Genomic DNA, 13,429 nt, shown 5'->3' on the forward strand with positions numbered 1-13,429 from the left:
TCGCATCTAAGCTCCAAAAATCCAGCCAAAGCGGCTTGGCGACGGCTTGTAAGCAGTTCTCGCCGGAATACTCAAACGCAACGTAGTACCCTGTCCCGGCACCGAGTCCAACTGCATCGTTGCGCCCAACTTGCCTGCGCGCTCACGCATGCCAGGCAAGCCCCAATGTCCCGCGAGTCGCCCCGAACGTATTACTTCCACCGGCAAACCACGGCCGTTATCCTGCACCACCAGAATCAGGGCTTTGCGCTCATGTCGCACTTCAACCTTTACCTTGGCGGCCTGGGAATGCCGGAAAGCATTGGTCAGCGCTTCATTCGCGATACGGTACAATTCGTGCCCTACAAACGGCATGATGTCGCGCTGTTGCGCCGACTCCACGAATTCGAACTGCATGCCGTTTTCCTCAGCCAAGCTGATCCCGTTACGCCGGATTGATGCGGTGACTCCAACACCAAAATGGTCATGAGCACGCAGGTCGTGCACCCGCTCTCGGCCCTCCTGCAACATGTAATCCGCCCCCTCCAGGGCGTTATCTATCTTTTCCCGCGCCGGATCTTGTCGTGGAACGTGTACCGTTGCGGCATGAAAGCGAAGAATCATCGCCTGCGTCCCCTGCAGCAGGGTGTCGTGCAATTCACGCGCAATCCGCTCGCGCTCCATCAGCCGTTCCTCACTGCGGGCGCGCACCTGGCGCGCGACCTGCGCCAGGCGCAATTTGTAAAGCACCCAAAGTACAGCGACGATCAGCAGCGCCATCAGTATCCGGAACCATAGCGTTTGATAAAAGGCCGGCGCCAGGTAGAACTGCATGGCAGCCCCTTCCTCGTTCCATACGCCGTCATTATTGGCGGCCCTGACTCTGAAGCGATATTCTCCCGGGCCCAGATCGGTGTAAGTTGCCGTTCTGTTGACGCCTGCATCCTGCCAATCACTGTCCACGCCCTCCAGCTGGTAACGGAATCGCATGCGCTCAGGCATGGTCAAGCCCAATGCCGTGTAATCAATCTGGATACGGCCTGGATGCGGGGGCAAGCGCACCGCGGTTCCGGCGACAAATGGGATAACAGCATGTTCGGTAGTGACACGTCGAACGTATACTGGCGGCGGCAACGGATTCTTCTGCACCTTGGAAGGATTCAACCAGAATACGCCGGCCGTCGTACTGAACCACAACACGCCATCACTACCGATCGCTGCCGACGGCAACGGCTCGCTTTGTGTCGCTGCCCCACGCAGCCCATCCTTATAGTCCAGGCGGTGAAACCGTACGCGATATCCCGGCTCTCTCTGCGCGCGCCTGAGCTCGTCCATGGCAATACTGGTAATGCCCGCCGTGCCATTCAGCCACAAAGCACCGTTAACCTCCAACATGCCAGAGACGCCCAGCATGCTCTCGTCGCCAATGCCTAGAATGGGTGTAAATTTCCGGCCATCAAAATGGAATAAACCGTTTTCCCCGCCTACCCAAATATCGTTGCCGCTACCGATTATCTGTAGTGTAGAACCAACTTGAAGACCTTCTTCGGCGCCATATTGCTGCAACTTTCCGCGATAAAGCATCAGCAATTTGTTGCCTCGGCATGCAAACCACATGCGGCCGTCCCGATCTGCGTGCATCCAAATGACCTTCTGTTTGAGTTCGGGGAAGCCGCCACCCAGCTCCCACCCGCCATCACGGAGCCGATAAGTTCCCGCCCTTGCCACGGAGATCCATAGTGCTCCTTCAGCGTCACGGACAATGCCATGAATCTGCGGTGACAGGAGCTCCTTAGGTAAAGCAATTTTCTCTCGCACCAGGCCGCTCTGATGAAACAAGCCGTCTCTTGCCCCGATCCACAAACTGTCCGGTGCCTCATGCCATAGCGCGGTGACAGTATCCTGCCCACTTTCCCGCGGCATATTCGCGAACGCTTCTTTTGTCGGCTTGGCGAGCAGCGTTTTCCCGACCCACAAAGCGCCATTTTCCCCGGCCGCCAACGCTGGGCTATCGCCATAAATCTGCGGTAGAGCGACACCGGAAAGCGCATTGCGCCGGAAACGATCCAAACCGTTCTCGGTTCCGATCCACACATTGCCCTCTTTATCTTGCAAAAGACAATTCGGAATCGCGCCGCTCAGACCATGCACAACACCAAAAATCTCATTGCGACCATCAGCGTCCGTGCGGATCAAGCCATCAGCCCGGGTAATCCACAGGTGTTCGGCATCTCGGTCAAACAGCATGGTCCCGCCACTCACCCGGGGATGTGGCCACTCATGTCTCGGCGTCGTAGCGCTGTCGTTGAGAGCAACAATCTCGCCCTTCGCTCCGCCGACACTCCATACGGTCATATCCGGTCCCTGAACCAGACGCCCCAAACCCACGGGACCTGGCATCCGAACGAAGGATTGCCCTTGCGGAGCCAATTTGAATACGCCAGATTCACACTGCGCCCAGACATTCCTGGCGTGATCCTGCAATAGCGTGCATATGCTCTCGGGGGCATGAAAATCCTGTGCTGGCTGCTGCCAGCGCTCACCATCGAAAACGCGCAATCCAGCGCCTGTGGCAATCCAGACTCTGCCGGCGCCATCCTCTGCGAAATCGAAGACGCTGGCCGACGGCAATCCGTCTTCAGGACCGAAATTGCGAACCTGCCCGTCTTTCCAGACGCTGGCGCCGCCACCCACATAACCGAACCAGAGCGCCCCCGATGTCAGCAGGCGCATGCCCCAGACATTGTTAGACATGGGCTGAATTCCGTTTGGGCGAAAGCGCTCAAACGTTACGCCATCAAACCGGAAAATGCCACTAGGGGAAGCAAGCCATAACCAGCCATCAGGCGTTTGAGCGATTGCGATAATGTAGGGAGGAGCGCCGTCCTTCGCCGTCCAGCTCGTGTGATGCATGTCTATCGGGACAGCGTTACTTGCGGTCATGGGATTGTGCGCAGCTTCCGGCGAGGAGCGAGTGGCTGACAGCGCGGTCTGTTGCAGCAACAGCAGCACTAATCCAAAAATCCAACCAAACATGATTTTTTGGCGCCGCTCAAAAAGCATCCACATGAAAGACCTTCTCTCGTGCACTCCTTCCACACTCATGTTCCATTCCCACAAAACGCACGCCGGCAGCCAAACCGGCCTCTTCTTACCCGTTCGGGTACTAATGTATGGCGGGACGAATGTTACGCCACGTGCTTGCCGATTAGCAATCAACTTCAGAGCAAGCCAAAGATCAATGTCTCGCAATTGAATAACGTGCAAAACCAGATCGGCAATGCACAGCGCATCGTCTACTCGGGTGTTGCGATGAGTACGAAGCCGATGCCGTCATCGAAATATTGGAAACAACTCGGCACCTGTCAATTTTGATAGTAGACAACTGTAATTTGAGGGATAAGATTGAAAACACACCCTAGCGCTATGTTCCCGCGCTGTTTTCTACGGAAACCGTGAAAGCCAAAAGTAAGATCCAGGCGCAGGAGTTCGATGAACGGTGTTCTGGTTGCCACCGCAAGGATAGCCGTCGCGCCTTGTGTTTTGACGAGTTTTTAAAAATACAAAAGCGTTTGACAACATCGACGCCAACTTCAGATTGTCCCCCGCAGCAGGCTCACAGTATTATTCTTTGAATAATGAGGAACGCCATGCAAGTCATCAACGACCGTCAATGCGTGGTAGATCGCAGCTTGCACCTGACTGATTTTGAAATCGAATACGATGTTGAGCAGCGCATTTTGTGGGGATTTTTTAATCCACATGACGCCCCAAGTTTTACGTCGAAATTATTGACTGACATCCATGCACATGATCGGCTGCTGGAAAGTATTCAAGGTAGCATTTTTCACAGAGTTGCCGCTCAACCGATCGACTACTACGTTTGGGGATCTCGCATCCATGAGGTTTTTAGCCTCGGCGGTGATCTCGCCTACTTTGTACAGTGCATAGAATCCCGCGATCGCAATGCATTAATGCGCTATGCCACGCGCTGCATTGACTCTCTTTATCTCAGGATTCGCAATTACTTTTCCCACAATCTCATCACCGTGTCTCTCGTACAAGGAGACGCCTTGGGCGGCGGATTCGAAGCGGCACTGGCAAGTGATGTGATTGTCGCCGAAGAGCAGGTGAAATTCGGATTGCCCGAGATTCTTTTTAATCTTTTTCCAGGCATGGGCGCATACAGCCTGCTGTCCCGCCGCGTCGGTTCGCGGCAGGCGGAAGAAATGATGTTGTCCGGCGATCTGTATTCGGCTGCCAGCCTTTATAAAATGGGACTTGTCGACATTCTTGTCCCTGAGGGCCAAGGCGTATCTGCTGTGTACGAATATGTGCAGAAAAATCAAAGGCGCCGAAACGGCGTGGCGGCTATCCATCAGGCGCGCAAGGCGGTATTTCCGGTAACCCGTGAAGAGCTGATGACTATCACTATTGCCTGGGTGGACGCTGCACTCAGATTGCAAGCCAAAGATTTGCGCATGATGACGCGGCTAGCGCGTTCGCAAAGTCGCCTCATGCCGAGCACTTCAACTGAAACATTCGGCACAGAAAATCTACCTGCTTAAAATCCACCCAAGGGACATCGCCATGAGCTACGTTTTGGGACATTCGACCGAAGAACTGGAGCGCCTCACGTTTCAAGCCCAGGTATTGCAACCCATCACTTTGCGCTTGCTTCAAAACGCAGGAATCAAGCCTGGCATGCGCATACTTGATTTGGGATGCGGTGCGGGAGATGTTGCGATGCTGGCAGGCGATCTGGTCGGCCCCTCCGGGTTCGTACTGGGTATCGACCGCAGTCCGGATGCCGTAGAACTGGCGACGCATCGTGCGTCCGCGGCCGAGCAAGACCATGTCCGCTTCGCTACTTGCGCCATTGAGCAGTTCTCCAGTGCCGAAGCTTTTGACATGGTGGTTGGACGCTACGTCATGGTTCATCAGGCTGACGTGCCGGCATTTATTCGCAAGGCCGCCAGTTTGACAAAGCCGGGAGGCATCATTGCCTTCCACGAAATTGTATTGTTGGATCCGATGGTGGAATCACATCCGGTCGTGCCATTATGGGATCGCACGGGAAATTGGATTGTTGCCGTGTTGCGCGCAGGCGCACCGAATCACGACGCCGCGAGCCGCATGCTGGAGCATTTTGCCAACTCCGGTTTACCGCCACCATCACTATTCTGCGAACGTCCCATCGGCGGCGGCAAAGATTCTTCCATGTATCGTTGGGCTCGGGAGAGCGTGCGAACCATTCTCCCCCACCTTGTCAAACTGGGGTTGGTACAAGCCGGCTCCGAGGACGTGGATACCTACGAAAGCAGGCTCCGCACAGCTACGGTGGATGCGCATAGCCAGCTTATTGGACCGATGCAAATCGGCGCATGGGTGAGAGTCGGTGGCCCCGCTGAACGCTAGGGCCCGATCAAAAGCGCGATATGGACGTGCAATAGTAGGTTCGGATCACCTGCTGAGGCGAGCGCAGTTTGGTAAATCGACAGAAACTTACTCTAAATGTGATGTTGCCATAAAGACACATCAAGAATTAGATAATCAAAATTCACAGATCAATGAATATCTGCTCTCATTAGATCAATTCTTACATTAGTTTTGCATGTCGGCTTGAAAAATCGACAGAGCGTCCCTATACTTAGCACTCGTTAGGAGAGAGTGCTAACAATCTCCCCGACCTAGTCACTGTGCGGCGCATCTATATATAGCAAAGCAGAGCGGTCTGTTCACTTTGCTGCGATGTTGCTGCAAATACAAATAACCTGTTGAATCTCAAGGAGTCACATATGAATCTTCGTCCTTTGCACGATCGCGTTATCGTCAAGCGTCTCGACCAGGAAACCAAAACTGCATCCGGTATCGTATTGCCTGAAGCAGCTGCTGAAAAGCCGGATCAAGGTGAAGTTCTGGCCGTAGGTAACGGCAAGATTCTGGAAAACGGCAACGTCCGTGCGCTGGCAGTCAAGGTTGGCGATCGCGTTCTGTTCGGCAAATACTCGGGCCAGGCTGTCAAGATCGACGGCAATGAGCTGCTGGTAATGCGCGAAGAAGACTTGTTTGCCGTAGTCGAAGGCAAGTAATTCGACTGGTTCGGATCACGTCTAATCGACCACCTCTCTACATTCAACGGCTTTATCTGATTAGTTGGGGACAGAGTAATTCGTCGCACGGCGGCGACTCTTGAACTCTGTCCCGCAATGAGTCTTAATAGGAGAATAAAACATGGCAGCAAAACAAGTAATTTTCGGCGATGATGCACGCGCCAAGATCGTCAACGGCGTTAACGTTCTGGCTAACGCAGTCAAGGTAACTCTGGGTCCTAAGGGCCGTAACGTGGTTCTGGAGCGTAGCTTCGGTGCCCCAACCGTGACCAAGGACGGTGTTTCGGTTGCAAAAGAAATCGAACTGAAAGACAAGCTGGAAAACATGGGCGCGCAGCTCGTGAAAGAAGTTGCTTCCAAGACTTCCGACAACGCTGGTGACGGTACTACTACCGCTACCGTGCTGGCACAAGCTATCGTTCGCGAAGGCTTCAAGTACGTTGCCGCCGGTTTCAACCCAACAGATCTGAAGCGCGGTATCGACAAAGCTGTTGTCGCCATCGTTGCTGAAATCAAGACTCTGTCGAAGCCAACAACAACTAGCAAGGAAATCGCCCAAGTTGGTTCGATCTCCGCTAACTCCGACACCGACATCGGTGAAATCATTGCCAAGGCAATGGACAAGGTCGGCAAAGAAGGCGTGATCACTGTTGAAGATGGCAAGTCGTTGGAAAACGAACTGGACATCGTCGAAGGTATGCAATTCGACCGTGGCTACCTGTCGCCATACTTCATCAACAACCAAGAAAAGCAAGTTGTTGCGCTGGAAAACCCGTTCGTCCTGCTGTTCGACAAGAAAGTATCGAACATCCGTGACCTGCTGCCAATCCTGGAACAAGTCGCCAAGTCCGGCCGTCCACTGCTGATCATTGCAGAAGACGTCGAAGGCGAAGCACTGGCTACTCTGGTTGTGAACAACATCCGCGGCATCCTGAAGACAGCAGCTGTCAAGGCTCCAGGCTTCGGCGACCGTCGTAAAGCCATGCTGGAAGACATCGCTATCCTGACCGGTGGTCAAGTGATCGCTGAAGAAGTCGGCCTGACTCTGGAAAAAGCCACTCTGGCTGAACTGGGTCAAGCCAAGCGCATCGAAATCAGCAAGGAAAACACCACCATCATCGACGGTGCTGGCGAAGCCATCACTATCGAAGCACGCGTCAAGCAAATCCGCGCGCAGATCGAAGAAGCAACTTCGGACTACGACCGTGAAAAACTGCAAGAACGCGTTGCCAAGCTGGCCGGCGGCGTTGCGCTGATCCGCGTTGGTGCTGCAACTGAAGTTGAAATGAAAGAAAAGAAAGCACGCGTTGAAGACGCTCTGCACGCTACTCGTGCAGCAGTGGAAGAAGGCGTTGTGCCAGGCGGCGGCGTTGCATTCCTGCGCGCACGTGCCAACGTCAAGGACCTGAAAGGCGACAACGCCGACCAGGAAGCCGGCATCAAGATCGTGCTGCGCGCGATCGAAGAGCCACTGCGTCAAATCGTATTCAACGCTGGCGACGAGCCATCGGTTGTGATCAACGCAGTATTGGCTGGCAAAGGTAACTACGGTTACAACGCTGCCAACGGCACCTACGGCGACCTGGTTGAACTGGGCGTTCTGGATCCAGCCAAGGTTACCCGTTCGGCATTGCAAAACGCCGCTTCGGTTGCCGGCCTGATCCTGACTACCGACGCAATGATCGCTGAACTGCCAGAAGACAAGTCGGCTGGCGGCATGCCAGGCGGCATGGGTGGTATGGGCGGCATGGGCGGTATGGACGGCATGATGTAATTTTGGCGGACCGGAATATTCCGGTCCATCAAAGAAAGCATTTGTTGTCATGCTTCGAAAAGCCTGCGATGGTTATCCATCGCAGGCTTTTTTTATGCCGCAATCTGTAGTCTCCGTGCTCAATAGGGGACAAAGTTTGTAAACCGCCGAAGCGCGGCGAGCTACTCTGTCCCCTATTGACGGCAATCGAAGAAAGAGCTCAGCATTTTTATAGCGTGCTCCGCAACAACTCCTTAAATCGAACATTAAATGGGGTCAGAGTCGAATTATTGGCCGTCAATAATTCGACTCTGACCCCATTTAAATCGCTGGTGCAGTCAGTGCGCCGGCAATCTGCATGAACAAATCTGATTCAGATGTGGCCAGCCATCATTTAGCCACATTTGATGACAATTAAAAGAAGATCAGTATTTGAATATGCAAAAAAGTAATAACAGCATGTCTAAATGTTCCTTCCCATGCGTATCAAACGCTTATAAAATAAGCACCTACTAAAAAACACATAACGGCGGCGAGATTGTTGAAGTTTATGCAATCAGCTGCCTTTTTTCATTCTGAAATGATAGAAATCAAAGCAGTCACCCAGCGTTTCAATGGCGCGCGCGGCCCGGTCGATGCGGTCCGCAACGTCAACCTGACGATACGCAAGGGCGAGATCTTCGGCATTATCGGCCGCAGCGGCGCCGGCAAGAGTACGCTGGTGCGCACCCTCAATCTGTTGAACCGCCCTACTTCCGGCAGCATCATCGTCGACGGCAAGGACATGACGGCGCTCAACGCCGAGCAGTTGCGCGCGGCGCGCCGTGAAATCGGCATGATCTTCCAGCACTTCAACCTGCTGTCGTCGCGCACTGTGTACGACAACATTGCGCTGCCGCTGGAACTGGCGGGCTTGTCGAAAAGCGCCATCGCAGAAAAAGTCACGCCGCTGCTGGAACTGGTCGGCCTGACTGCGTTGAAGGACAGCTATCCGGCGCAAATCAGCGGCGGCCAGAAACAACGCGTCGGCATCGCCCGGGCGCTGGCCAATGAGCCGAAAGTCTTGCTGTCCGATGAAGCGACCTCGGCGCTCGATCCTGAAACTACACGCTCGATCCTGGAGTTGCTGCGCAAGATCAATCGCGAACTGGGCCTGACCATTGTCCTGATCACGCACCAGATGGAAGTGATCAAGATGATCTGCGACCGCATGGCGGTCATGGAAAGCGGTGAAGTAATCGAGCAAGGCGAAGTGCTGGAACTGTTCCGCTCGCCCAAGCACGAAGTGACGCGCGCCCTGATCGGCGACGTGATTGCCCAGGAACTGCCGCAAGGCGTGCTGCAGCGCCTGCGCGCGCGGCTGGCACAGAGCGATGCCGGCAGCGGTACCGATCACCTGTTCCGCTTTGCCTTTACCGGTTCCGGCGTCGACCAGCCTTTGCTGTCGGAAGCCGTGCGCAAATTCGACCTGGATTTCAACATCCTGCATGGCCAGATCGACGAGATACAAGGCCAAGCTTTTGGTTCGCTGGCGATTCTCGCCAACGGCACCAGTGAAAACATCCAGGCCGCCATGGCTTATCTGACGGCCCAGGGCGTCACTGTAGAGGAGCTGAACCATGTCATCTGAAATGCTTGATCTGTTTTTATCGTCGTTCGGCGAAACCTTGATGATGGTCGGCATCTCCGGGGTTCTCGGCGCCTTGCTCGGCGTACCGCTCGGGATTGCGCTGCACCTGACCGGCCGCGACGGCATCCTGCCGCATCCGATTTTCAATCGCATTGCCGGCCTGATCGTCAATGCAGTGCGTTCGACGCCGTTCATCATCTTGTTGGTCGCGGTGATTCCATTTACCCGCTTCTTCGTCGGCACCTCGATCGGCACCGCTGCCGCTATCGTGCCGCTGACGATTGCCTCGGCTCCCTTCATCGCACGCCTGGTGGAAACCGCGCTGCGCGAAGTCGAGCGCGGCCTGATTGAAGCGGCGCAAGCGATGGGCGCCACCACCTGGCAAATCGTCTACAAGGTTTTGGTGCCGGAAGCATTCGCCGGCATCGTCGCTGGCTTGACGATCACCTTCGTCAGCCTGGTTGGTTATTCGGCGATGGCGGGCGCCATCGGCGGCGGCGGCCTCGGTGACTTGGGCATCCGCTACGGCTATCAACGCTTCCTGCCGGAAGTGATGTTGCTGGTGGTGCTGATTCTGATCGTCTTCGTGCAACTGGTTCAGACATTAGGCGACGTGCTGGTACGCCGCCTGAGTCATCGTTAATTTTTTTGGGTTCGCATCGGACCCGTCGTGATTTTTGAAAGGTAGATAATGAATCGTCGTCAATTAGTCAATTTCTTCGCCGGCCTGAGCGTCATCGCCAGCCTGGGTACCACCGCCCCTGCTTTCGCCCAGGACAAGCCGATCAAGATCGGCGCCACCGGTGGCCCGCACGCGCAGATCCTGGAAGTGGTCAAGAAAGTCGCCGCCAAGGATGGTCTGAATATCCAGATCGTCGAATTCAGCGATTACGTGCAGCCTAACGCCGCGCTGGCCGCCGGCGATCTGGACGCCAACAGCTACCAGCATCTGCCTTACCTGGAAGCGCAAATCAAGGATCGCGGCTACAAGCTGGTCAATGTCGGCTACACCATCACTTTCCCGATGGGCGTGTATTCGAAAAAAATCAAATCCCTCAAGGATCTGAAGAACGGCGCCCGCGTCGGCATCCCTAACGACCCGACCAACGGCGGTCGCGCGCTGCTGCTGTTGCAAGCACAAGGCTTGCTGAAGCTCAAGGCCGATGCCGGGCTGAAAGCGACACCGCTGGACATCGCCGACAATCCGAAGAAATTGAAGATCGTCGAAATCGACGCCGCACAATTGCCGCGTTCGTTGGATGACCTGGATGCCGCGGCTATCAACGGCAACTACGCCGAATCGGCCGGCCTCGACCCAACCAAGGACGGCATCGCCATCGAAGGCGCTAAAGGCCCTTACGCCAATGTTATCGCGGTCCGTACCGCCGACAAGGACAAGCCGTGGGTCGCCAAGTTGATCAAGGCTTACCATAGCCCTGAAGTCAAACAATACGTGCTGACGCAATTCAAGAGTTCGGTGATTCCTGCCTGGTAAATCGCAGAAGCAAAAGTAAAGAAGCCCGCGCTGTGAAATGCAGCGCGGGCTTTTTTTCATCCCGGCACAACTAGTCGCCCGAACAAAAAAACGCCACGGCAATCTTTCGAAGCCGTGGCGTTTGTATTTGCTGCCAGCTCTAGAGCTACGCTCTCAAACCGGGAGCAAACTGCTTACTTCCATTTGAAGCCGTATCCAACGCTGAAGCCGGTGTTATTACCGGTCGAACTGACACCTGCTCCCCAGGCGCTGTTGCCGGTCTTGCTAATGGCCTTGAATTGCAAGGCCAGCGCGGCATAACCCTGGTAAGAGCCGATACCGACGCCGACGCCCTTTTCACCGGCATCCAGAGGCGGCATCACCGCCCCATTCAGCGCCATGCTCATCGCGATACCCGAATAAGCGATACGCTGGACATTGCCGATCTGGCTCTGCACGTTGTTCAGCTGCGAGACATTCACTGCATCGGTCGGGTTGATACCGGCCGCCACATTGGTGATGCGACGTTCGCTACCGGTTGAGCCCACCGACACGGTATTCGCCTGGTTCGCCACCGAGTACGCACCCAATGCCACCGAGTTGTTCGCCGTCGCTTGCGCGCCGGCGCCCATCGCTACCGCATCGTTGCCGGACGCCAGCGCATTGTTACCAATGGCCACGGTCGGATCGCCAGTAGCCCGGGCGTTGTAACCGATCGCCACCGAACCGGCTTGCGACGCCAAGGCGCGGAAGCCGACTGCAGTAGTGTTGGTATCGGTTGCCTGTGCGTTCGAGCCAATCGCGGTTGCGCCATCCTTGGTCGCTTGCGCGCACAGGCCGGAGCCGGTCGAATCGACGCCATTGACGGTGGTACAGGTCGCCGCCACGACGTTGTTGATCGCCGTACCGCTGGTCCCGCGAGTCTGCACAGTGCCGTCGCCGTTGGATGCGCCTATCGTAGTGCCGCCCAATGTCGCGCCGTTTGCAGTCGCGTTCTTGGAAGCATCCACCAGCGATGTCAGCGACGTCGACAGCGAGTTGGTGCCATTGGTGATGCTGCTCAAACCAGAAGACAGCGAGACTACCTGGCTCAAACCGGTCGACAGCGATGAGATCCCGGTGGACAGCGAAGCAATGCCGGTCGAAGTTGAGGTCGACAGCGACGATACATTGCTGTTGGTGCCAGACAGCCCGGTCGACAAGGAACCGACGCTCGAGACACTGGTTGAAAGACCGGTCGACAGCGAATTGATGCCGCTGGCCGCCGCACTCAAGCCGCTCGATGTCGAAGTCGACAAGGAAGAGACACTGCTGTTGGTCGACGACAGGCCGGTCGACAACGAGTTAAGGCCGGTCGAGGTAGCGGTCGACAGCGAATTCAACTGGCTAACGTTGACGGCATCAGTATTTTGAACACCCGCCGCCACATTGATAATCCGCCGCTCACTGCCCACCGAACCAACCGACACCACGTTATTGAGGCCACCGTCGGTCGATCCGGCACCCAACGCTACCGAATTCACGCCAGTCGCGTTGGCATTCGCACCGATCGCCACCGAGCGCGTACCAGGCGCCACCGTTGCATCATCCGTGCCGTTCATTGCACCGTCGGCCTTGAAGTAATTCGCCACGCCCGAACCCTGCAGGTTCGAAACGCTGGTCGACAGCGACGACACGTTGCTGTTGGTTGTGCTGAGGCCGGTTGACAGGGATGAGATACCGCTGGTGGCTGTGCTCAAACCAGTTGACAACGAAGTGACGCCGCTGGTCGCCGTGCTCAGGCCAGTTGACAGGGAAGTGATACCGCTTGTGGCTGTGCTCAGGCCGGTCGACAGTGAAGTGATGCCGCTGGTGGCTGTGCTCAGGCCGGTCGACAGTGAAGTGATGCCGCTGGTTGCTGTGCTGAGGCCAGTCGACAACGAAGTGATGCCACTAGTTGCTGTGCTGAGGCCAGTCGACGTTGAAGTCGACAACGACGCGACATTACTGTCGGTTGTGCTCAAACCGGTCGACAGCGAGGTCACGTTGCTGTTGGTCGTGCTCAAGCCAGTTGACAGCGAAGTGATACCGCTGGTGGCTGTGCTCAAGCCCGTTGACAGTGAAGTGATGCCGCTGGTGGCTGTGCTCAGGCCAGTCGACAACGAAGTGATGCCACTAGTTGCTGTGCTGAGGCCAGTCGACGTTGAAGTCGACAACGACGCGACATTACTGTCGGTTGTGCTCAAACCGGTCGACAGCGAAGTCACGTTGCTGTTGGTCGTGCTCAAGCCAGTTGACAGCGATGTGATACCGCTGGTGGCTGTGCTCAAGCCCGTTGACAGTGAAGTGATGCCGCTGGTGGCTGTGCTCAGGCCAGTCGACAACGAAGTGATGCCACTAGTTGCTGTGCTGAGGCCAGTCGACGTTGAAGTCGACAACGACGCGACATTACTGTCGGTTGTGCTCAAACCGGTCGACAGCGAAGTCACGTTGCTGTTGGT

General features: G+C 55.7%; 10 protein-coding genes. 8 read left to right on the plus strand and 2 right to left on the minus strand.

What is annotated here, in order from left to right:
• Positions 1–6 precede the first annotated feature (6 nt).
• Complete coding sequence (locus tag ACIPF8_RS20305; RefSeq protein WP_400424487.1) at positions 7–3,048, minus strand: two-component regulator propeller domain-containing protein; 3,042 nt, start codon at positions 3,046–3,048, stop codon at positions 7–9.
• 581 nt (positions 3,049–3,629) lie between these two features.
• On the opposite strand from ACIPF8_RS20305, the gene ACIPF8_RS20310 reads away from it, so the two are divergent.
• From ACIPF8_RS20310 to ACIPF8_RS20340, 7 genes are all read left to right on the plus strand, one after another.
• Positions 3,630–4,547, plus strand: a complete 918-nt coding sequence (locus tag ACIPF8_RS20310; protein WP_400424489.1) for a crotonase/enoyl-CoA hydratase family protein — start codon at positions 3,630–3,632, stop codon at positions 4,545–4,547.
• 22 nt (positions 4,548–4,569) lie between these two features.
• Entirely contained in the window at positions 4,570–5,397 is an 828-nt protein-coding gene (locus ACIPF8_RS20315; protein WP_400424492.1) for a class I SAM-dependent methyltransferase, read from the plus strand.
• 380 nt (positions 5,398–5,777) lie between these two features.
• On the plus strand, positions 5,778–6,071 hold the full coding sequence (groES, locus tag ACIPF8_RS20320; protein WP_061534450.1) for a co-chaperone GroES: 294 nt from the start codon (positions 5,778–5,780) through the stop codon (positions 6,069–6,071).
• A 142-nt stretch (positions 6,072–6,213) separates the two neighbouring features.
• Positions 6,214–7,866 carry a chaperonin GroEL gene (groL, locus tag ACIPF8_RS20325; protein WP_061534451.1) on the plus strand — a complete coding sequence of 551 codons (1,653 nt, stop codon included), beginning with the start codon at positions 6,214–6,216 and terminating at the stop codon, positions 7,864–7,866.
• Between the two features lie 559 nt (positions 7,867–8,425).
• Positions 8,426–9,475: a methionine ABC transporter ATP-binding protein gene (locus ACIPF8_RS20330; protein ID WP_400424497.1), complete on the plus strand. Its 1,050-nt coding sequence runs from the start codon at positions 8,426–8,428 to the stop codon at positions 9,473–9,475.
• On the plus strand, positions 9,465–10,118 hold the full coding sequence (locus tag ACIPF8_RS20335; RefSeq protein WP_400424499.1) for a methionine ABC transporter permease: 654 nt from the start codon (positions 9,465–9,467) through the stop codon (positions 10,116–10,118). Before ACIPF8_RS20330 ends, ACIPF8_RS20335 begins: the two co-directional genes overlap by 11 nt.
• 48 nt (positions 10,119–10,166) lie before the next feature.
• Positions 10,167–10,970 carry a MetQ/NlpA family ABC transporter substrate-binding protein gene (locus ACIPF8_RS20340; protein ID WP_400424501.1) on the plus strand — a complete coding sequence of 268 codons (804 nt, stop codon included), beginning with the start codon at positions 10,167–10,169 and terminating at the stop codon, positions 10,968–10,970.
• Between the two features lie 173 nt (positions 10,971–11,143).
• Here ACIPF8_RS20340 and ACIPF8_RS20345 read toward each other — a convergent pair whose 3' ends face one another.
• Positions 11,144–12,688, minus strand: a complete 1,545-nt coding sequence (locus tag ACIPF8_RS20345; protein ID WP_400424504.1) for a YadA family autotransporter adhesin — start codon at positions 12,686–12,688, stop codon at positions 11,144–11,146.
• On the opposite strand from ACIPF8_RS20345, the gene ACIPF8_RS20350 reads away from it, so the two are divergent.
• On the plus strand, positions 12,675–13,429 hold a 755-nt coding region (locus ACIPF8_RS20350; RefSeq protein WP_400424506.1), incomplete at its 3' end, for a hypothetical protein. The genes ACIPF8_RS20345 and ACIPF8_RS20350 overlap by 14 nt on opposite strands.

It is taken from the genome of Collimonas sp. NPDC087041 (assembly GCF_044745265.1).
GTDB lineage: Bacteria > Pseudomonadota > Gammaproteobacteria > Burkholderiales > Burkholderiaceae_D > Collimonas.